Below are 23,632 nucleotides of genomic sequence, written 5' to 3'. Positions count from 1 at the left end.
TTTGGACCGCCTACTGATCCTAGCGACCCAGGGCCGCGCTGCGGGAGTCATCAGGGCCCAGCTCGCCGCGGCTGGGATACCCGCACACATCGAGGAATCCGATGCGATCGTCGCGGAGATCCGTGCGGGCACGCTCGCGGCCGCGATCATCGCCGACGAGGGCTTGATAAGCTTCGATCACACCGCGATCAGGTCAGCGCTAGCGCTTCAGCCGTCGTGGTCGGATCATCCCTTCCTGCTGCTTACCCGAAAGAATTTCCGGGGCTTCGGCATTTCACGCGCGACCGAACTGTTCGGCAATGTCACGATACTGGAGCGCCCCCTCAGTACGGATGCGTTGATCAGCGCAACCCGCTCGGCGCTGCGGGCGCGAGCCCGGCAGCGGGCGGCCGAAGCAGATCTACTCGCGCGCCAGCAAGCTGAAGACAAAGTCCGTGCGTTGGCGACGACACTCGAAGCGCGCGAACTGACGCGCACCGGCGAGTTGCGAAGCGCACTTGAGGAACAAGCGCAAACGCAGAGCAAGTTGAGAGATAGCGAGGAGCTCTATCGCCTGACGATCGAACTAAGCGGGCAAATCCCCTGGGTTTCGAATGCCCAGGGTCGGCTGCTTGCGATCGGGGAAGGGCTGGTGGCGCGCACCGGCATGCCCCACGCCGCCCTGCGCGGGTACGGTCTGCTCGCAATTCTTCATCCAGACGACCGCGAAACGGCGCTTTCGGTCTGGTACGCTGCTGCCGATTCAGCGGAATACGAAAGCACGTTCCGGCTGCCGGCCGTCGGCGGGGGTTACCGGTGGTATCGCTCGCGTGGCGCGCGCAGCCTGCTTGCCGACCGCGGAGTGCCGCGATGGTACGGCACGATGGAGGATATCGACGACCACAAGACTGCCGAAATGCGCCTCGATCAGATGCAACAGGAACTGGTCGAGGCTTCTCGCCTCAGCGCGATGGGAGCAATGGCCTCGATCCTCGCCCACGAGCTCAACCAGCCGCTGACCGCAATTACCGGTTACGTCCGCGGTAGCCGCCGCATGCTGGAGACGGCCGCACCTATCGCGCCGGTCATCGACGCGCTTGTCGCCGCAGACCATTCCGCCGTTCGAGCCGGCGAGATCGTGCGGCGCGCCCGTGATCTCATCCATGGCGGCAGTGCCGCACGACGCCTGGAGCCCGTCGCGGCGCTCATCCGTGAGGCGGTCGCCCTGGCCACCGATGGCGGCCGATGGCCGGGCATCTATCCCCGCATCGATGTCGACGATACCGTTGCCGACATCTATGTCGACCGTGTCCAGATTCAGCAGGTGCTGATCAATCTGATACGCAACGCGCTCGAAGCGATGGCCAATACACACTGTCGGAATCTTAGCCTCGTCGCGTACGGTCTCCCGGGCGCGTTTTGCGAGATCACCGTTTCCGACACCGGCCATGGTATCGCTCCGGAGATGGCGGCGGAGTTGTTCAACCCCTTCAATAGTTCGAAACCGGGAGGCCAGGGCATCGGCCTGTCGATCAGCCGGTCGATCGTCGAAGCCCACGGTGGCCATATCTGGGCCAGGCCCGGAGAGCATTGCGGCACTGTCTTCGGTTTCACCGTCCCTAATAGCTAGATGGTCAGGCCCGGCATTGGATGGGCCGGATCAGGCTGAGTCTCTTGGGCCCGGAAGTCCAGTTCCGCCTCGCCCGGGCTCGTTCCCAAACAGCATTCTCCGGGAGCAAGGGGCGCGTGCTGCCGGAGCCGCTACAACTCGATAGTTTTGACGCAACTTGCCGCCGTGCGGCTCGCGCGTCGTGCCAGATGTCAGGCTTCGATCAGGCCGGTGACATAGAAGACGGAGATCTCGATTTTCGCGAGTAGCGCCGCAACTTTGCCGAGCAAACTTGCCTGAACTTTACCGTCGAGCTCGGAGAGCGGCTTGTCCATCATGATCGGCCGGAGTGGCTCATCAAACCTCGCGCGATCGAAACACGCTTTGCTGTGGCGCCGGGCAATGTTGCGGGGGGCGCGGCCAAGCAGGTGCCAATTCAGGCGGGTGCCACGATCTCGTCGCGCTGAATGTTCTCTGACTCACGGCCAGTGCGGGAACGTACTGCGCACCCGTCGAAGCCTGTCGACTGGTCCCGGCATATCGCCGCCAGTTAACAAGATGGTGATGCCGGACTTTGATATAGGCAAGGGCGGCCGGCGTTGACGCCGGGTCGAGCCAGAACTCGTTGGCTGCCGCGCCAGCGCTGCGGACGCATCGCCCGGCGGCTGCAACACTCTGGCTTAGTATCGCAGTCCCCAGCCACGTGGGAGGCTGATATCGCTGATCAGAGCCGCTCTGCCTTGAGTCGTCTCGTCTCATCATAAAATGCCGCCGGTCCAGTCCTTCCATCAATCACAAGTTAACCGCAATATCATCACTCGGTGATCCCTTGTTGCAAGTCAGTCGCTCAGAATGCCGATTTCACCGTGGCCGATAAATAATGGTCGCCTGTTCACGCTTAATTTACAGTCCAAATCTTAAAGAGGCGCAAGATCATCGTACACTTGCTTTGTACTAATACGGTTGCGTAATAGTCGATGCAATAGTTCTCAGATGATTAACTAGTGGGGGCATTTTATGACGTTATTTACCGGAACCACGCGCAATAGCTTCATGGCGCTCATCCTCAAGGGTGGGCGGCTAACCAAATTCAAGGGGCGCGTTGCGAGCTTCGCGCCGCACCTCGGCGTGGTGAGCGGCCCCGTATCCAGCGCTGCTCTGGCAACCGGGCTGTTATTCGGCAGCGCACTTGCGATTACACCAGTGTTGGCCGGAACGTGTTCGGTCGGGCCAACCTCGGTGTGCTCTGGTGCGGCCAATCCGGCGACGGATACAGCGCAGACAATCAGCGGCAGCAATCTCAACGTCACGACGACACCTGGATTCGGCTTGTCGGTTCCAGTTGGCAGCGGAATTACCGTCAATGGTAGCGGCGGAACCGTTTTTACCGACAACTATAATTCGTCTATCGAGGCCGTGGCAGGAGGCCTCTCAGTTATCAATTCCGACGCCGGCGCAGTATCGGTGTCCTCAACTGGATCGATAACAAGTGCCGGCGGCAGCGCGGGCCTTTTTGTCTTGAACACTGGCAACACCGGAACCGCTACGGACTTGACTATCAACGCTGTAGACGTCAGTGGGGGCGACGGCGCAATCGTAGCTATCAATAACGGCTCGGGCGCGATGAACATCGCTGCCACAGGAACGTTAACGTCGCCTAACAATATTGGTGGATCGGGCGACGGTCTTTTTGCCCGCAATAATGGTTCTACCGCAACAGTCTCTGTCGTGGACGTCGACGGCAACAATAGAGGTGTCGCTGTCTTTCATTACGGGTCGGGTGCCTCGACGGTGACCGCGACCGGAACTGTTGTCGGGCGCGCGAATGAGGGGATCACCGCCCAGAACTTTTACGGCACCGATCTGGCGGTCAACGCTGTTGACACCACCGGTGCCACGACCGGTATCCGAGCACAGAATAATGGCACTGGCGCGCTCACAGTGACCTCTACTGGCACAGCCACGGGATCCGGTGGCGACGGCATCTATGCGCGTTCCTACGCGACTGTCCCAGATCCCTATTACGGCTACGGCCGCGCCGTGGTGCTAAACGGTGTTTCGGCCGCATCGGGCACCGACCTGACGGTGACCGCGAACAACAGTGTTGGCGGTGTGAACGGTATCAACGCGAGGAGCAGTGGAACCGGCGTGCTCTCGGTGACCTCGACAGGTGCGGCGACCGGGGCCGAGAATGACGGAATTTTTGCTTCGAACGCGTCGTATGGTACCGATCTGACGGTTACGTCCCGGGATACCACTGGCGGTCAGAATGGCGTGGAGGCAAGAAGTTATGGTTCGGGTGCGCTGACAGTAACCTCGACTGGCACCGCGACGGGCACGAGCAGGAACGGCATTTATGCCTCTAACGCCGGCACGAGCCTGACGGTCGATGCTAACGACAGCAATGGCAGCGAAGATGGTATCCACGCGAGAAACTATGGATCCGGCGCGCTGACCGTGATCTCGACAGGCACGGCGACCGGAACGAGTGGCGACGGTATAAATGCTTCCAACTCGTCGAACGGCACGGACCTGATGATCACGGCCGTCAACAGCACGGGCGGCAGCGATGGCATCGCCGCGACCAACGCCGGGACCGGCGCGCTGACGGTGATCTCGACGGGCACGGCAACCGGGATCAATGGCGACGGCATCACGGCGCGCAACTACGCCCAGGATCTAACGCGTGTTTCGAGTAACAGTATACTCGGAGGCTATGGTGGCGGAGCGTCTGGAACTGATCTGACAATTGTTGCTGCCACGAGTATCGGCGGCAACGATGGTATCTACGCGAGCAGTGCTGGGACCGGCGTGGTTTCGATAACCTCCGGCACGGCCACCGGAACCAACGGCGATGGCATTTTTGCCAGAAACTTGGCCAACGGCACGGACCTGACGATTACGGCCAACGACTCCACCGGCGGTGTTCATGGCATCAATGCAAACAATTACGGATCCGGCGCACTAGTTGTAAATTCGACCGGTGCCGCGACGGGCGCAGCTAGCGATGGCATTTATGCCTATAACCTCGGCATGAGCCTGACGGTCGCTGCCGGCACCAGCTCCGGCGGCGTTAATGGGCTCAATATCGAGAATCACGGCACCGGCGCGCTGTCGATAACCTCGACGGGCACCGCTACCGGGACCAACGGCGACGGCATCTATGCCGAAAACTCGTCCAACGGTACGGACCTGACGATTACGGCCAACGACACCGTCGGCGGTACGAATGGCATCTACACGAATAACTACGGCACCGGCGCGCTGACGGTGACCTCGACCGGTACCGCGACGGGGACGTCAGCAAATGGCATCTACGCCTATAACGCCGGCACCAGTCTGACCGTCTCTGCTAGTAACAGCGCTGGCGGCGCTAGTGGCCTCGATGTCGAGAACAACGGCACCGGCGCTTTGACGTTGACCTCGACCGGTACCGCGACGGGAGCGACCCGAAACGGCATTTATGCTTTTAACTCTGCGAGCGGCACAGACCTGACGGTCAGGGCAAGCGATAGTGCCGGTTACCAGAATGGTATCGATGCCGAGAACTACGGCACCGGTGCCCTGACGGTAACCTCGACCGGTACAGCGACGGGCACGGCCAGCAACGGCATCAAGGCCTATAATGCCGGCACGAACCTAGCAGTCGATGCTAACAACAGCACTGGCTATACCAATGGTATCGCCGCGAACAATGCCGGGACCGGTTCGTTAACGGTGGTCTCGACGGGCACCGCGACCGGAACCTATGGCGACGGTATCAACGCTTCGAATGCATCGAGCGGCACGGATCTGATGGTCACGGCGAACAACAGCACGGGCGGCGTCGACGGCATCGCCGCGATCAACGCCGGGAACGGCGCGCTGACCGTGATCTCGACAGGAACGGCAAACGGAACCAGTGGCAACGGCATTACGGCGCGTAACGAAACTCTGAATTTAACGCGTGCCATAGGCTATGGTGCCGGCGCGTTGGGAGCCGATCTTACGGTTATCGCTGCCACGAGTATCGGCGGCAACGATGGTATCTACGCGAGAAATGCGGGTACCGGCGTCCTGTCGATAACCTCCGGCACGGCGACCGGGACCAGCGGCGACGGCATTTTCGCTGAAAACTCGTCGAACGGAACGGACCTGACGATTACGGCCAACGACACCACCGGCGGTGTGAATGGCATCCATGCGAGCAACTATGGAACCGGCGCGCTGACAATAACCTCCACCGGTGCGGCCGCCGGCAACGAGTATGGCATCCAAGCGTCGAACTCTGCGAGCGGCACCGACCTGACCATTGCTGCCCATGACAGCACCGGCGGCGAGTATGGCATTTATGCCCGAAACGACGGCATCGGGGCACTGACCATAAGCTCGACCGGTACCGCGACAGGAGCGTTCTATGGCGATGGCATCGATGTCGAAAACGCGTCGAGCGGAACGACTCTGACGGTTACAGCCAACAACACGGCCGGTGCCCGGAATGGCATCGATGCCGATAACTACGGAACCGGCGCGATAACGGTGACTTCGACCGGTACTGCGACGGGAACGAGTCGGAATGGCATCTATGCCTACAACTCGGCCAACGGCACGGATCTGACGGTCAAGGCCAGCGATAGCACCGGTTACAGGAATGGCGTCCAGGCAACGAACTACGGAACCGGCGCGCTGATGTTGACCTCGACCGGTGCTGCGACGGGGACGAGCAGGAACGGTATCTACGCCTATAACGCCGGCACGAGCCTGACGGTCGATGCCAACGACAGCACCGGCGGCGATAACGGCATCCTTGCGACAAACATTGGTACCGGCGCGCTGACGGTGGTCTCAACGGGCACGGCGACCGGAACTGTTGGCGACGGTATCAGCGCTTCCAACGCGACGAGCGGCACGGATCTGATGATCAAGGCCAACAGCAGCACGGGCGGCGTCGACGGCATCGCCGCGACCAATGCCGGGAACGGCGCGCTGACCGTGATCTCGACGGGCACAGCGACCGGGACCAGCGGCAACGGCATAACGGCGCGTAACCAGGCTCAGTATTTACCGCTTGTCGCAAGGCCCAGCATATTGGCACCTTATGGCGTCGGAGCGTATGGGACTGACCTGACGGTTATCGCTGCCACGAGTATCGGTGGCAATAACGGTATCTACGCCATCAATGCTGGTACTGGCGTGCTGTCGATAACCTCCGGCACGGCGATCGGGACCAGCGGCGACGGCATTTTTGCCGAAAACTCGTCCAACGGTACGGACCTGACAATTACGGCCAACGACACCACAGGAGGTGCGAACGGCATCAATGCAAACAACTACGGCACCGGCGCGCTGACGCTTACCTCAACCGGTGCGGCTGTCGGCGCCGAGGACGGCATCCATGCGTCAAACTCTACGGACGGCACGGACCTGACCATCGTTGCCCATGACAGCACTGGCGGCGAATATGGCATTCTTGCCAGGAACGATGGGATCGGGGCGCTGACGGTAACCTCGACAGGCACCGCTACGGGAGGGGTATACGGTGATGGCATCGATGCCGAGAACTCCGCGAGCGGCACAGATCTGACGGTTACAGCCAACAACAGTAATGGCGGAGCGAATGGGGTTTATGCGACAAACAATGGCAGCGGCGCGCTTTCGGTAACGTCCACGGGCACGGCCACCGGCGGACCTGATGGCAGCGGTATTGTGGCGCAAAATTATAACGGCACGGACCTAACAGTCGTTGCCAACAACAGCACCGGTGGCGCTGGCATCTATGCATTGAACTATGGCAGCGGAGCGCTGTCGGTGACTTCCGCCGGCACGGCCACGGGGACAAACTTCAACGGCATCGAGGCTTACAACTCGACGAACGGTACCGAGCTGGCGGTCAGGGCCAACGACAGCATCGGTGCACGGAATGGCATCAATGCAGATAACTTCGGAACCGGCGCCCTGACGATAACCTCGACCGGTACCGCGACAGGTGGGACCGGCGACGGCATCTATGCCTACAACCGCGGCGAGAACCTGACGGTCGATGCCAACAACAGCACCGGCTATGCAAATGGCATCGCCGCGAGCAACGCTGGTACCGGCGCGCTAACGATAGTCTCGACAGGCACGGCGACCGGAACCACTGGTAACGGCATCGACGCTTTCAACTCGTCGAACGGCACCGACCTGGCGATCACGGCCAACAACAGCACCGGCGGCGTCGACGGCATCGTCGCGATCAATGCCGGAACCGGCTCGCTAACGATAACCTCGACGGGCACGGCGACCGGGACAAGTGGCGACGGCATCACGGCGCGTCTCGACGCCAACACGCCCGTGCTCGACATCAGCCGTCGCCTCAGCCTTGTGTCTGCTGCCGTCGTCTCTGCTGCCGTCGTGCCGGGTGCCGACCTGACGATTACGGCAAACAACAGCATCGGCGGCGTCAACGGCATCTCGGCAGTGAACAACGGCACCGGCTTGCTGACAATTAACGCGTCCGGCACCGTGATGGGCGGGACCGGTGTGGGTATCTCCGCGCTGACGCCTGCCGGCAACCTGACGGTGATCAACCTTGCTTCGACGGCGGTCGTTGGCGCTCAATCGGGCATCGCGATCATCAACAACGAGGGTGACAGCAACACCGTTGAAGCCGCCGGCGCGGTCATCAATGGCCAGGTGCTGCTGGGCAATGGCAGCGACAGCATCACTTTTGCAGGCGCAAATGCACTGGCCGGAGTAACGCTGGTCGACGGCGGCGACGATGCGTCGGCTGGCGATGGCTGGGTCGATACGCTGACGCTCAACGGCGTGAACCAGGCAATTGCGCCCGGCCTGATCCAGAACTTCGAGCAGCTGGTGCTCACGGGTGACTCGGTAATCCAGGATCTCGTCCGGCCGGAAGTCGCCGTCTGCGGCGCACCGGGCGGAACGCTCGGTGCCGGTTCTGTCGTCACCAGCGTGCTTGGCTGCGCTTCGAACGACGCGATCACAGTCACCGACAATGCCAGCATCGGCTCGATTGAGGGTGCGGGGGGTTCCGATACGATCAGCGTCCTGGGCGCTGCCAACGTCGGGTCGGTATATGGCGGCAACCCGGGTGCCGACGGTAGCGCCGCAAGCGATGCGGGCGATGTCATCACAATCGCTACAACCGGAACGGTTGAGCTCGTCGATGGCGGTGCGGGCGACGATACGATCAACCTGACGTCGGGCGCGGTCGGCAACGTGCTTGGCGGCACGGGGTCGGACACGGTCAATGTTGCCAGCACGTTCAATCTGAGCGGCGTCGTGCTGAACGGCGGTGGCGATGCGATCGGGACCGCGGGCGATAACGACCAGCTCAACCTTAACAACTGGTCGGGCGCGCTGGTGAGTGCCGACATCCAGAATTTTGAAAACATCAACATCAACGGCGGCACGGTGAGCCTCGCCGACAGGACGATCACGGCGGGCTCGCTCAACGTGGTTGGCGGCACGTTCGACTCCCGCAACAGTCCGACCGTGCCAGGCAATTTCCGCAACGCGGGAACAGTGCTGCTTGCCGGTGCAAACGTCGGCAACACCCTTACGGTTGGGGGCAACTATACGGGTATGGAAGGCAAGCTGGTTCTCAACACGGTACTCGGTGGGGGGGCGGCGACCGATTTGCTGGTCATCGGTGGCAATGCAACCGGCAGGACGTTGACCACGATCAACAATATCGGCGGCCTCGGCGTCAAGACAACGGGCGACGGCATTCGCATCGTTCAGGTGGACGGCACGTCGAGCGCCGGCGCCTTCGTTCTGGCCGGCCCGGTCAATGCAGGCGCCCTGGGCTATCAGATCTACGAAGGTGGCGTCACCGATCCGAACGATCAGGACTTCTACCTGCGTTCGCAGATACGCTCGATCGTCCAACCCACGATTGCGCTGGCCCGTATCGCGCAGGATGTAGCGATGACGATGCTCGGCACGCTGCATGACCGCGTCGGCGAGCAGGAGAACCTGTCGGCGCAGGGTGCTACCAGCGGCATACTGACTGGAATGTGGGGCCGGATGATCGGCAAGGATTACACCGATCGGTCGCGCTCGAGCACGTTCGGCAATGGTCGCTCGACTGGCGACATCGGTGGTCTGCAGATGGGCCTCGATCTGTACCGCAGCATCGCGGGTGACTCGCAGACCCACATCGGTGTCTACGGTGGTCACGTTTGGGGCGGCAGCACCGAATACGCCCGCGGGACGGCGACGCCTTACGCCGGCGGTACAAAGACCGATGGCTGGATCGCGGGCGGCTATGCCACTCATTACGGCAAGGGCTGGTATGCCGATGTCGCGGTGCAGCGCACTTTCCTGAAGCTGCGGGCCAATGACAACGAGGGCACGACGCTCAGGACGAAGGGCCATAGCTGGATGGCGTCGCTCGAACTGGGTGCACCGTTGAATATCGGGTCGAACTTCGTCTTCGAGCCGGAAGCGCAGGTGATCTACGGTTCGACCGATCTGAACGACAGCGCCGATAGCAGTCTCATTCTCAACCACTTCGACGTGAAGGACAGCACGACCGGCCGGCTGGGCTTCCGACTGAAGCGCACATGGGACTATGACTCCAATAGCGCCGCTGGCCTGTGGACTCCCTACATCAAGGCTAATGTCTGGTCGCGCTTGAGTGGAGGCGACACCAAATTGACCGTTACGGGATCGGAACCGGGTGTCGTCAATTATGGCAAGACCTGGGTCGATGTCGGTGGTGGCACGACGTACAGCCTGTCAGCGAAGGCTGACCTGTTCATCGATGCTGCCGCCCAGTTCGGCGTGTCACAAAAGGGCACCAGCGCCATCACCGGCCACGCGGGCTTCCGGATGCGGTTCTAGCCTGACGATTCCCCCCGTCAGCCGCCATGGCTGGCGGGGGCTCGACTGTGTTGGCCTCGAGGTCGGTCAGCGTTAGACATTGGCCAATCTGCAATTTCCGACGGGATGCTCCACCGATGAACGTATCCGAGGCCCCGCCTGCCGTAGCGGAGTCCGTCCAGGCCAAGCCGGTCGCGGTCGCTGTTGCATCGACGATGGTCAAGTACAGCCAGTCGGGCGGTCTGGTCGCGCTGTTCGCCAAGCTGAATATTTCGGTTGCCTTCACTTCCTACCAGTCGGGCATTCTTTACATGCTCGGTCGCAATGCAGCGGGCGCACATCTGCATCAGACTCCTGTCGCTAAGCCGATGGGGCTGGCGCGCGATCGAAGCGGCGGGCTGCTGATCTCGGCCGGCTATCAGATTCTGCGCTGCACCAACGCTATTGGCCCCGACGAGCGCGTCAACAACCTGTTCGATGCCTGTTACGTCCCGCGTACCATCCATGTCACCGGGCAACTCGATGCGCATGACATCGGTCTGGCCGAAGACGACAGCATCGTGTTCGTCAACACACGCTTCAACTGCCTTGCCACGGTCGATGAGCGAAACAGTTTCCGAAAACTCTGGATGCCGCCGTTTATCAGCGAACTGATCGACGAGGACCGGTGTCACTTGAATGGACTGGCAATGCGCGATGGCCGCCCAAGCTATGTCAGTGCGGTCAGTCGTTCCAACACTGTCGACGGCTGGCGCGACCGCCGTTCCGATGGTGGCGTCGTAATCGATGTCGACAATAACCGCATTGTCTGCACCGGCCTTTCGATGCCGCATTCACCACGCATGCATGGCGATGAACTCTGGATACTGAACTCAGGCACGGGCGAACTGGGGGTCATCGAAAACGCTGCGAGCGGCACAGGAAAATTCGTGCCCAAGGCTTTCTGCCCCGGATTTTTGCGCGGATTGAGCTTTCATGGCGATCTCGCTTTTGTCGGCTTGTCCAAGCCCCGATACGAGCGCTTCGAAGGCCTCGCCCTCGACCAGCGCCTGCGTGACGCGGACAGCGAGCCGTGGTGCGGCGTCCAGGTCATCGACACAAAAACCGGTCGATGCGTCGAATGGTTCAGGATCGATGGCGCTGTCAGTGAGCTGTACGACGTGGAGGTGCTGCCCCAGGTCACATGTCCCATGGCGCTTGGCCCCGACTCTCCTGAAATCGTGAAGTTCGTTACGACCGTTAAATAATATCATCGGTCGTAAGGCCCGATTTTTCGTTCTACCCCGGGGTAGCTTGCTCTAATCTGCGCGTCCAGGCTCGCCCCGGTGGTCTGGGCGGCCTCCGGCGTCATATGAATAAACTCGCGGCTTGCCGAAGCCGCCGCTCCAATCCCCGACAGCCGCGCAGGTTTCCGCGTGTAAGGTGAGCTGTGGCGGTGGCGCTCGGCGCCACGAAGTGATCCGCCCGAAGAACTTCTGCACGACCACAAGGCCGCAGTTTGCGCATGATGAGTCGGCTGAGGGACGACCGTCAGTATCAGTGGAAACCGGAAAGGCCGCTGAATAAGCAGCGCACGCATTCCCGTCATTCGTTCGACAAATCCGGTATATAAAATACGCACCGGACTAATTCTGCTCTCAGGCTCAGGCAGCAATACTAAAATCTGGCATCCAGTCATCCAGCATACCTAACACCTTACTGGCGTCTTAAAACCGACTCTTTGCACGCGATCAATCGCAACGAACTGTATCTTCGCATGCTAGAATCTTGCACGAACTGAAACGCGATAATAGCGTCCCAGTATTGCTGCATAATATATCGATGTGTCTTGTGCTATCGCGGGGTACGGAGATCCCTGATTAAGGATATTATCAACCGTCAGTCGCAACGTATATGTCTTGTCGACATTGAATGACAGCGTGCTATTCAGGAAGACGACCTGAGGGACACCTTTAATGTTGCGGGTGTTTGCCGTGTCGTCGGCGTTAAAAACCGCTGAGCCAAAATATCGGGCTTGCAACTGAAAACCGATAGTGTCGCTGTCGTAGTTAAGGTTCACCGTCGCCTGGTGGCGGCTGCCGGGCTCGGTGACATTAGCCGTCGCGATGCTGTTCGTTTCCTTGGTTAGGTCGCCGCTGCCGACACGATATTGCAGACGGTCGGTGTAGAGGTAATTTCCATTTAGCGACAGGTTTCCCGTTGCGCCTATATAAGGTGCTGGCAACGTATATGAAACCGACGCGGACAATCCGCCAAATTCGTACGATGCAGCGTTCAAGTTTCCAGTCTGGATGAAAGTGACCTGGCCGTCCGTGCGTGTGAAGTTGCTGCACGTCGGGCCCGGATAGCTTGTTGCGTCGTAGCAACCATTGAGTACGTCAGTCGCTGACAACGATACGATCGCTTGCTTCAGGCTGATATTCACCCAGTTGACGTTGAGCGCTAATCGCGGCGCAAAGCGCGGCCGAACCTGTACGCCCGCAGTCCAGCTGTTGGCAATCTCGTTCTTCAAATTCGGGTTACCACCTGAGGTTCCCCGCGCGGTGAAATCGACAATATTGGAAGAAAATGGTTGAGCGATGCCTGCCGCTGCACAGTTTTTCGCGCGATTGGCAGGGTTCGGGCCTGAGGTGATGTAGCGCGAGTCGCATGGATCGTTCGCCAGGAAAAACGCCTGGCCGACTGGTGCGAAGAGTTCGGTGATCGACGGCGACCGGATGGACCTTGTGAAGTTGCCGGTGAAGACGATATCCGGAATGATCGCCAGCCGGCCGCCGCCGGTCCACGTGAAGTCGCCTCCTGCCGACGAATGAGAAACATATCGCGCCGCCGCCTTGACCTCGAGAAGATCTAGAAACTTCAAGTTGTTCTTTGGTGCAATGAAAGGCAGGTTGATCTCGGCAAAGCCTTCATTTGTATGGAAACCGCCAGCGACGGGGTTGATCGGGATCGAATTTCCGTATTGCGTGAAGGTCCCGTCACCGTTCGGCTGGCCAAGATAGAACGTGCCAGGGTCGAAGCGCGCGCGTTCATCGCGGTGTTCGTAGCCGACGACGAATCCTGCATCACCGCCTGGCAGCTTGATCAGCGAGTCATCGCTCACGCTGGCGACGACATCGACGAGCTCGTTCGTGCTAACCGAGCGGGCGATTGCGGTGATATAGTCGAGCGCGGACTGGCTTGGGCTGCCGTTACCGAACAGATTTAACGGCGAGCAGGTCGAACTGATGGTGGCGATGGCCGCATTGGTATAGCCGGGCGCGCAGGCGATCGTGCCGTCGGGGTTTGCGACCGCATTTACCGCATTGTTGAAGTTCTGGGTGACCACCTGCGGCGACAGGTTGATCGAACGATTTTTTCCATATGTTCCGGTTACGCTCCAGTTGAGGTTGTGTCCGAGCACGCCGAAGTCACCGCTGAGGCCGGCAACGAACCGATACGTCCGCTGATCGCCAGTAGCGCTGCTTGGTTCGATATCCTCATTGGCGCGACCGAGATAAAAGAAGTCTTGTCCGGCAGGCAGGTTGCTCTGGATGATCGAGCGCGCCTGCGGCGTCAGGAACGGATTTGTGATCGGGATGATGAAATTGCCGTTGATTTCCCCGGCACCGGCAAACAAGGCGGTGTTGTAATAGCCTTGGGCGACAAGGTTCTTCGTCTTGGACTGGCTGAACCATCCCTGGGCGAACGCCTTGATGTGGTCGCTGAACTCGAAGTTCGCGAGTATGGTGCCGAGGTAGCGATCGGACGGCGTTTGAAGGTTGCTGACGTCGGCCAGATTGAGACCATTGCCGCCACTGTAATTTAGGAAGTTTCCGGTCGGCGTGCCGAAATCGATCGGGATCAGGTTGCCACCCGGCGAGAAGCGGACCGGCTGGCCCGCACCGTTCAGCACATTTGGCTGGAAATCGTCAGTGGTGTAAGGGATGCCCTGCTCAGACAGGCTGGGCAAACGCTGGCTGGGATAAAGTACCTGCTGGTATTGCGAACCCGCGGGTGCGGTCGTGAAAAACAAGCCGGACGCCGTGCTGGCACGATCATTGTAGACCAGACCTTCGCTTCGATCATACTCGAACGACCCGGTGATGTTGCCGCGTCCGTCCGCGAAGTTCTTGCCGGCAATTACGCCAAGCCGATAGCTTGCCGCATCGGCCTCGTTGGAAATGCCGGACTCGCCGGTGAATTCAATGCCCTGGTAATTCTTTTTAAGGATAAAATTGACCGTGCCGGCGATTGCATCGGATCCGTAGATCGGCGCACCGCCGACCGCCACGGTCTCGACCCGCTCGAGCAGACCGATCGGTATCGTATTAAGGTCGACCTGGCTGCCCCCGGATCCGGCTCCTGGTCCGAAGTTTGAGGCGGTAATATTGGGGACGACTCGCACCCCGTCGATAAGCACCAGCGTCCGCTGTGAACCGAGGTTAAAAAAGTCGGCGAACGACTGCCCCGGGCCAAAGCCCGACTGCCCGTTGCCAACACCGTTTAACCCTGGCCCAAACTCAGGCAGCTCACGCAAGGCGTCAGCGACATTCGTATAGCCGCGCGTCTCGATCTGTTTGGCGTCCACGATGAAAGTTGGCTCGACCGTATCTGTGATGACGCGCTTCAATCGTGATCCCGTAACGATAATTTCATCAACACCCGCATCGGACGACGAGCTTGTGGCAGCAATTCCTGCCGAGCTTGCTGAAGTCGTCTGGGATTGTGCCGCAACCGCAACCAAACCAAGCGCAGTAGCCGCACTGCGCAAAAATAGTTTCTTGGAATTGCTTGTTTGCACGCTGCTCACCCGCGTTTGTGGTCTGGAAAGCCGACGCTAACACTTGAGCCTTGGCTGTGATCACGACAACTTGACGCAGCTCGTCTTCGGATGATGATGTGTTGCAAACGGGTTACGGGCGCGCGGCGCCTGCTTGGGAGCGGTTCCTAATCCATCAGCATCCGCGTGAAATAGATCATGCCCAAGGTGGTCGTGCGCGCCACTTGCTTTAAATTCGCACCAGCGCCGTGTCCGCCTTCAGTGTTCTCGTAGTAGTAATAGGGCAGCGCCAGCTCCTTCATCCGCGCCGCGAATTTCCGGGCGTGTACCGGACCGACGCGGTCATCCTTGGTAGTCGTGAAGATGTACGGCGTCGGGTATGCGACACCTTTCCTAAGCTGCTGGTAGGGCGACACCTTCTGCCAGAACGCCAGCTCGTCGGGGTTGGCGACGCTGCCATATTCGCCGACCCACGATGCGCCCGCGGCGATCTTCTCGATGCGCAGCATGTCGAGCAGCGGTACGTCGATCTCGACCGCGTGCCACAGATCCGGTCGCTGGGTCATCTCGACACCCATCAGCAGTCCGCCGTTGGAGCCACCGCTGATGCCGAGCCGGCGCGGGCTGGTGAGCTTGCGCGCGATCAGGTCCTCGCCGACCGCAGCAAAGTCATCGTAGGCGTTCTGACGTTTGGTTTTCAACGCCGCCTCGTGCCACGCCGGTCCGAACTCGCCGCCGCCGCGGATATTGGCGACTGCGTAGGCCCCGCCGCGTTCCATCCACAATTTGCCGGTGACGGCGCGGTAGGAAGGCGTCTCCGACACCTGGAAGCCTCCATAGGCCGTCAGGATGGTCGGCGTCGTGCCGTCGAGCTTCACGCCTTTTCGGTGCGTGACGAAATAAGGGATTTTCGTACCGTCCTTCGATGTCGCCTCGAACTGCTCGGTGACAAAGTTCGACGCGTCGAAGCGCGCCGGCACAGCCTTGATCTGCGCAATTTTCGAGGTCCCGATCTCGCCCTGCCACAGCGTTGTCGGGGTCAGAAAGCTGGCGACGCTGAAGAACGCGTCGTCGCTGTGCGGGTCGCTGGCGACAAGGTCGACAGAGGCATTGTCTGGCAGCGCGAGTCGCGTCGCTTGCCACCCGCCCGATACCGGTTTGAAGCTATAAGCGCGGCCACGAACGTTGTCGTAGATCGTGGCGATCACGGCGGACCTAGTGACCTCGACGCCGTCGACGGATTGGCGCGCATTCGGCATGAACACGGTCTCGGGCGACAGCGGCTTGCCGGTCGCGGCAGCCGCAGCATCGACCGCGACGACCGCACCTGCCGGGATTGCCGGCTTCCCCGCCACCGGCCAGGGACTCGCGAGGTTGAAGATCAGCTTGCCGTCGACCAGCCCGGACAGTTCGAGCTTCGGAGGCGCGTCGACCTTGATCATTCCCGACGTGCCGAACAGGTGGATTTCACTTTCGAAAGTGGTCACGGTTCGGACGATACCGGTGGCGCGGTGACCCTGGCCGTCGATCAGCGCGAACGGGTAGACTCCGTATCCGCCGTCCTGGGGAGTGCCGCGGTAGACCTCATGCGCGGCGCTCAGCGGTTGGCCACGATGGAGGCGCTTGACCACGAAGGCATAGCCCGCCGCCGTCATTGTGCCCGGCCCCCAGTCGCGCGCGACCAGCAATGTATCGGGATCCTCCCACACAACATTCTGCTTGCTGGTTGGCAGGTTGAAACCGCCGTCGACCAGGTGACCAGTGCCTAGATCGAACTCGCGCAGCACGGTCGCATCCTCGCCGCCATCCGACAGGGCGATCATGCAGCGTCGCTCGGCAACCGGCTCGCAGTTTGCGCCCTTCCAGACGTAATTGGCCTTGTCGGCGGCCGACAGCGCGTCGAGGTCAAGCAAGGTCCTCCAGTGTGGCGCGGCGCTCCGGTAGTCGGCGAGCGTCGTCGTTCGCCAGATGCCGCGGACGTGGGTCTTGTCCTGCCAGAAGTTGGTGACGTTGCCGCCGATCAGTTCGGGCATCGGGATGCGGTCGGTGGCTTCTGCGATCTTGAGCGCGTCGGCGAACAGTGCCGGATAGCGCCGATCCTTCTCGAACAGGGCCACGGTCTGCGCGTTTTCGGCATCTACCCACGCCAGAGAACGCGGCGAGGATACGTCCTCAAGCCAGATATAGGGGTCTGGCGGCAACTGCGCCGAAGCCCCCACCGAGAGTACGCCCGCCAATATCACCGCCGCTTTTTTCATCGAGAGTTTCCCGTAACTTAGGCGCTGCCATAATCGCAGAATGTACCGCCCGATAACGATCCTGTTGCCGCTTCCGCCGCGTGTGCGGTGGCTCGGTCAACGAATTGTCACACCATTCTTCATCACGAACATCACCCTCTGAAGCTCCGTGATGTCCTTCAACGGGTCGCCGCTGACCGCGACGAGGTCGGCGTAGCGGCCGGCTTGAACCGAGCCGATATCCTCGGCATCGCCGATCAAGTCGGCAGCGTTCGCCGTAGCGGCCCAGATCGCGTCGATCGGCGTCATGCCACCCTTGACCATAAGTTCGAACTCTCGCGCGTTTTGCCCGTGCGGCACCAGGCTCTCGTCAGTACCGAACGCGATCTTGACCCCGGCCCGATAGGCCTTGCCGAAGTTGGCCTGCATGACCGGCACGACTGCGATGGCCTTGGCAGCCGCGCTCGGCGGCAGTTGCTCGGGGTGGCTACGCGCGATCTCGAGGACGCGCTCGCCGATCAGTAGCGTTGGCACGAGATAAGTGCCGTGCGCCTTGAACAGCTTGTGCGACTCGGCATCGGCAAACGAGCCATGCTCGATCGAGTCGACACCCATCATGATGGCGTGATTGATCGCCTGCGTGCCGTGGACGTGCGCCGCGACCTTCATGTGTAGCGCGTGGGCAGTGTCGACGACGGCCTTGATCTCGTCGTCCGACATCAGTTGCAGGTTGGGATCGTCACCGATCGACAGCACGCCGCCGGACGGCATGATCTTGATCAGGTCGACGCCGCGCCGCTTGAAGTTGCGGACCGTGCGCCGTGCGGCGTCGGCGCCGTCGATCGTCACGTCGCTCCAGCCGGGGTGTGACAGCGCCGGGTCGAGCCCGTTGGCGGGGTCGCCGTGGCCACCGGTGGGCCCGAGGGCAGCGCCGGCGACAAACATCCTCGGGCCGGGGATCGTGCCGGTGGCAATCGCGCGCTTCAGGGCAACGACGAGGTCGGTGTCGGAGCCGACATCGCGCACCGTCGTAAAACCGGCGTCAAGCGTCGCCTTTACGTAGCGGGTCGAGAGAAACGCCGCGTCGAGGGCCGAGCGCGTCACCGCCTCGCGGATCGGATCGCCGCCATCGAATTGCGTGGTTATATGGACGTGGCAGTCGATCAGGCCGGGCAGCACCGTGGCGTTCGACAGGTCGATGACCCGCGCGCCGGGCGGGGCGACGAAGCCCGGCTGGACCCCGACGATGCGGTTATCATGAATGACGATCGACACCCTGGACCGCGTCGATTAGGTGCCCGGCATGGATGACGATGTCCTCGGCGTGCGAGACGCCAGCCGTCGCCAGCAGCATCGCTGCCAGCAGGTGTCGAGCCATCTTGATCATGACAGTCCCCAATTGTGCAGCTCGCTCACTTCAGCGAATGCCCGCGTTCGCCGCCGCCAGCGACTTGATCTCGACCGTCGGTAGATAGCGAGGTGGGCGACGTGCCTGCGCTGCCTGCTCGAAGGCGTAACCGTAGGCGAGCAAAGTGCGGTCGCTCCACGCAGCACCGATGAACGACAGCCCGACTGGCAGGCCGTCGACCAGCCCCATCGGCACGGTCAGGTGCGGATAGCCTGCCACCGCTGGTGCCTGCCCGGCACCACCACCGGCAAAATTGTCCTTGAGGACCGGATCGATCAGCCACGATGGTCCGAGTGTCGGTGCGACCAGCACGCTGACTTTGTTATCGGCGAGGAGTTTGTCGATGCCCTCAGGTCCGGCAAGCCGATGGGCGTCGGCCACGGCCTTGAGATAGGCCGGGTCGGCCAGACCTTTGGTTTTCTCTGCGGTTTCGAACAGCTCCTGTCCGAACAACGGCATCTCCTGAGCCGCATGCGCCTTGTCGAAGGCGATCAGGTCAGCCAGCGAGCGGGTCCGGACGCGCTCGGGATTGGTCGAGGCGAGATAGCCATTCAGGTCGGCCTTGAGCTCGGTCATCAGCACGGCCTGCTCAAGCTCTCCGAGCTTGGCGTCTCCCGGAAACTTGGCGATGTCGACCAGCGTCGCGCCCGCTGCCTGGAGGACGGCCAGCGACTTCTTGAATACCACCTCGGTTTCGGGGTGGAAATCGGCGGCGAAGCGCAGCACGCCGACGCGGACACCCTTGAGCGCCCCCGGCTTGAGGGCCGCAGCGAAATCATGTCCCATCGAATTGGCGGCCTTCGTTGCCGGGTCGGCCGGATCGCTGCCCGCCATCGCATCGAGCACCAGCGCCGCATCGCGCACGCTCCGCGTCATCGGACCGGCAGTATCCTGGCTATGGCTGATCGGTACGATGAAGGTGCGCGAGACCAGGCCGACGGTTGGCTTCAGCCCTACCAGCCCGTTGATCGCCGCCGGACAGGTGACCGAGCCGTCGGTTTCGGTGCCGATCGTCGCCGCCGCGAAACTGGCGGCAGCGGCTGCGCCTGATCCAGCGCTCGATCCGCACGTATTGCGGTCGAACGCGTAGGGATTGCGCGCCTGGCCGCCGACCGCGCTCCATCCACTGATCGAGTGCGACGAACGGATGTTTGCCCATTCCGACAGGTTGGTCTTGCCAAGAATGATCGCACCTGCCGCGCGCAGGCGTGCCACCAGCGGTGCGTCGCGGCCGCCGATATTCTTCGCCAGTGCCAGGGAGCCAGCGGTGGTTGCTATGGGATCGAGGCTCTCGATGTTGTCCTTGAGCAGGATTGGAATACCGGCGAGCGGTCCCCCGGGCCGTCCAGCCCGCCGCGCCGCATCGGCGGCTGCGGCTGCGGCAGGGGCTGCCGGGTTCAGGACGATAACCGCATGTAACTTCGGATTAAGCGCCGCGATCCGCGCCCCGTACAACCTCACCAGCGCCGCCGATGTCGTCCTGCCAGCGGCGAGATCGGCCTGGAGTTCGGGAATGGACTTCTCGACGATATCGTACTTCGGCGCCGGGCCGGCGGCGATCAGCGCGATGGCGGCGACGAGGGGAAGGGTCGGCTGCAAGACTGTCTCCACGGTTGACCGGTTCATCGGGGCCCGTTGAGGAAGGCACCGATGGTGTCGTTGAGAAACTTGGCGTCGGCTGGGTTGCTGGCGGCACCGGCGGTATGACCCCACAATGACGGGATCGGCGTCAGGGTCACATGCGGGATGAACTGTGCTTCGTAGCGCGCATCGCCGACCGGGAAATATAGGTCGGTCTCCGACGGCATATACAGTAGCGGCACCTTGATCGACGCGAGCGCACGCTTGACATCACCGCCGAAGCCCGGGGTCGTGCCGACATCGTGCACCTCCCATGTTCGCATCTGGAGGATCAGGTCGTTGGCGTCGGCACCGGGAATGAAGTCCTTGTGGAAACCGTCGAACACCTTCTGGAAGGTCGTGCCAGGGGGGGAGCCGGCGCGCCACAATTCATCGCGCCACCACTCCTGCGAAAACAGCCACGCCGCCCACACCGCACCGAACGCCTCCAGCCCTCGCTTGGGCTGGGTGGTATAGTCGCCCCCGGCGAAGGCCGGGTCGGTGGTCAGCGCGATGATCTGGCTTTCGAGCCGGACGACGCCGTGCGGATAGGTCTTGGCGGTGGCCGAGGTGACAACGATCCGGTCGGCGAAGTCGGGGTAGCTGACCGCCCACTGGAACGCCTGCTGCCCGCCCATCGAAAAGCCTACGACGGCGCGCAGGTGGGCGATCCGAAACGTCTCGCCGAGCAGACGGTGAACCACGGCAACATTGTCGCGGATCGTCGTCACCGGAAAGTTCGGACCGTGGAACGGTGGCGGGGTGTTGCTCGGCGAGGACGACTTGCCGTTGCCGAACAACTCGGTGGTCACGAGAAAGTATTTCGCCGGATCGAGCGCCTTGTCGGGACCGATCAACCACTCGTAGCCATGCGCGTCGGCCATGTAGTGGGAAGGCAGCAACACGGCATTGTCGCGCGCCTTGTTCAACGTGCCGTAGGTCGCATACATCACCCTGGCCTCGGGGAGCACGGTGCCGTTCTCGAGCTTGAAGTCCTTGACGACGAACGCTCGCCGGACGCCGTCCTCGGCATGGGCGGGGACGGCGGCGGTCAGCAGCGCGAGGGACATCAAAAGCTGCCTGATCATCGAGCGGTGACCTGTGTTGGAGTTGCCGCACCGACATCGTAGCGGGCGAACCAAGCCAGCACCGCGCTGGCTTTCGCCGCTGCGTGGCTGGGCCTTGCCGCCATGTCGTGGAACGCACCCGGCACCTTGACCAATCCGGTCGGAACGCCGCGCAATTGCAGCGCGCCGTAGAGCTGCTCCGACTCCGGGACCGGAGTCCGGATATCCTGGTCGCCGACGACGACAAGCGTCGGCGTCGTGATGTTGCCGACCAGCGACAGCGGTGACAGCGCCCAGTATTTCTGCGGGTCCTCCCAGGGCATCTTGCCGAACCAGTATTTCGCCATCCACGGATAGATGTCAGAAGTCAGCACCTCGCTCGACCAGTTGATCACTGGTTTCTGCGCGACTGCGGCACGGAAGCGGTGGGTCTTGCCGACGATCCACGCGGTCAGCACGCCGCCACCCGAGCCACCGGTGACGAACAGCCGCGCCGGATCGACAATGCCTTTCGCCACTACCGCGTCTACCGTGCTCATCAGGTCGTCGTAGTCGGTGCCGGGGTAGCTGTGCTCGATACCGTTGGCGAAGGCGTCGCCGTAAGAGGTCGAGCCGCGCGGGTTGGCGTAGACGACGACATAGCCCGCTGCTGCGTAGAGTTGTCCGTCGGTGGCAAAGCCCGGCCCGTAGCTGGCGTAGGGACCGCCATGGATCTCGAGAATCATCGGGTATTTACGCGCCGGATCGAAAGCCGGGGGCAGGACCAGCCAGGCGTCGACCGGCGCGCCGTCGAACGACGACTTGACCGCGAGTGCCTCGACGCGGCCGAGACTGCGCCGGTCGAGCAGCGCCGCGTTCAGCCGCGTTAGTTGCGTTGCCCGCCCCTTGCGGACGATGCTGAGTTCGGGGGGGCGGTCGGAGGTGCTGCTGGTGAACGCCAGCGTGCCGTCGTGACCGACCGAGAAGTCGCCGCCGCTATAGGGCAGGTCGAAGCCGTCACCGCCGAGCCCGGTGGCGACCTCGACGCGCTTGCCGGAGGCGACGTCGATGCGCGCGACCTTGGTCACGCCGCGATCGGTGTATTTGGCGTAGATGCTGCGGTCGTCGGCCGACCAGACCGGATCTTCGAGGCTGCGGTCGAGATCGCCGGCCAGCATCCGCGGGTGTCCGCCGTCGGCATCGGCGACGAACAAACGGCGATTTTCATAGCCGCGGTAGCGGTCGGTGAACCCCGTATAGGCGAGGTGACGCCCGTCGAACGAGAAGCTCGGCGAGGCATAGGGCCCCTCGACCGTCGACAGCCGGGTCATCGCGCCATCGGCGACCTGCACCCGGAAGAGGCTGTTGCGCAGCGGGTCGCGCTGCCAGTCGGTTCCGCGCTTGCTGGTGAAGACCAATGCCGTGCCGTCGGGGGTCCAGGCCAGCGGGCCATCGTCGTCGTACTTGCCTGTCGTCAGCTGACGTGGTGCCCCGGCGGTGGTGTTGGCAGTACCGGCGGTGGCGACGACAAAGACATGGGCGTTGCCGGGCTTGAGCGCGCCGACCCCGTCAGAGCGATAGGCGACATTGCCGACCACTAGCAGCGGCTCGGCCCAATTTGCACCCGGCGGCTTGACGAGGGGCGCACCGAGTACGTCGTCCGGATGCGGCTCTGTCATGATAAAGGCGATGCTGCGGCCATCGGGTGACCACGCAAGGTGGCCGGGCGATCGTTCGACCCGGGCGACGAGCGTCGTCGTCTGGTCGGAAGGCTTGTAGATGAGGATGTCCGCAGCCGTGCCTTTCGTGGCACGGACATAGGCCAGCCGGTCACCATTCGCGGACCATTTTGGTTGCGTGCTGTCGGCGGCGCCACTGCTGACCTGAAACTGGAAGCGGGTCTTTGGATCGACCAGCCACACCGAATTGTGCGCCATGTCGGTCATGACGTCGTTGCTCTTGCGGACATAGGCGATGAGGCTTGAGTCGGGCCGGACCTGCGGGGTCGATGCGAGGCTCAAGCCGAACAGGTCCTGTGGCTGCAGCGGCGTTTGACCGGCCGTCGTTGCAACACTGCCGAACTCGGTCGTTGCGATCGCCAAGGCCAGCGCGACTAGTATAGACTTGTGGGCCATGCCGACCTCCGTTGTTTGATCCGGT

The 23,632-nt window shown here is 61.9% G+C and carries 8 protein-coding genes and 1 pseudogene; 3 read left to right on the top strand and 6 right to left on the bottom strand.

The genetic code is table 11. The features are described from left to right. Position 1: 1 nt before the first annotated feature. The 3 genes from KX816_13875 to KX816_13865 all read left to right on the top strand — a co-directional run bounded on the left by KX816_13875 (position 2) and on the right by KX816_13865 (position 11,646). Positions 2–1,609, top strand: coding sequence for a PAS domain S-box protein (locus KX816_13875; GenBank protein ID QXQ05335.1), 1,608 nt, complete (start codon positions 2–4; stop codon positions 1,607–1,609). Between the two features lie 996 nt (positions 1,610–2,605). Continuing rightward, positions 2,606–10,420 carry a hypothetical protein gene (locus tag KX816_13870; GenBank protein ID QXQ05334.1) on the top strand — a complete coding sequence of 2,605 codons (7,815 nt, stop codon included), beginning with the start codon at positions 2,606–2,608 and terminating at the stop codon, positions 10,418–10,420. A gap of 116 nt (positions 10,421–10,536) precedes the next feature. Continuing rightward, positions 10,537–11,646 carry a TIGR03032 family protein gene (locus KX816_13865; protein ID QXQ05333.1) on the top strand — a complete coding sequence of 370 codons (1,110 nt, stop codon included), beginning with the start codon at positions 10,537–10,539 and terminating at the stop codon, positions 11,644–11,646. Positions 11,647–12,158: 512 nt separating this feature from the next. Here KX816_13865 and KX816_13860 read toward each other — a convergent pair. The 6 genes and pseudogenes from KX816_13860 to KX816_13835 form a co-directional block, all read right to left on the bottom strand. After that, complete coding sequence (locus tag KX816_13860) at positions 12,159–15,191, bottom strand: TonB-dependent receptor (protein ID QXQ05332.1); 3,033 nt, start codon at positions 15,189–15,191, stop codon at positions 12,159–12,161. A 137-nt stretch (positions 15,192–15,328) separates the two neighbouring features. Continuing rightward, positions 15,329–17,419, bottom strand: coding sequence for a prolyl oligopeptidase family serine peptidase (locus KX816_13855; protein ID QXQ05331.1), 2,091 nt, complete (start codon positions 17,417–17,419; stop codon positions 15,329–15,331). A 96-nt stretch (positions 17,420–17,515) separates the two neighbouring features. Then, a pseudogene (locus tag KX816_13850) lies at positions 17,516–18,785 on the bottom strand (amidohydrolase family protein). 30 nt (positions 18,786–18,815) lie between these two features. Then, positions 18,816–20,432 carry an amidase gene (locus KX816_13845; GenBank protein ID QXQ05330.1) on the bottom strand — a complete coding sequence of 539 codons (1,617 nt, stop codon included), beginning with the start codon at positions 20,430–20,432 and terminating at the stop codon, positions 18,816–18,818. Further along, positions 20,429–21,514 carry an alpha/beta fold hydrolase gene (locus KX816_13840; protein ID QXQ05329.1) on the bottom strand — a complete coding sequence of 362 codons (1,086 nt, stop codon included), beginning with the start codon at positions 21,512–21,514 and terminating at the stop codon, positions 20,429–20,431. The genes KX816_13845 and KX816_13840 overlap by 4 nt, the downstream gene beginning before the upstream one ends. Next, positions 21,511–23,607 carry a S9 family peptidase gene (locus tag KX816_13835; protein QXQ05328.1) on the bottom strand — a complete coding sequence of 699 codons (2,097 nt, stop codon included), beginning with the start codon at positions 23,605–23,607 and terminating at the stop codon, positions 21,511–21,513. The genes KX816_13840 and KX816_13835 overlap by 4 nt, the downstream gene beginning before the upstream one ends. Positions 23,608–23,632: the final 25 nt, after the last annotated feature.

The sequence above is a fragment of the Sphingosinicellaceae bacterium genome (assembly GCA_019285715.1).
In the GTDB taxonomy this organism is placed as follows: domain Bacteria; phylum Pseudomonadota; class Alphaproteobacteria; order Sphingomonadales; family Sphingomonadaceae; genus Glacieibacterium.
This window is presented reverse-complemented; position numbering and strand designations above follow the sequence as displayed.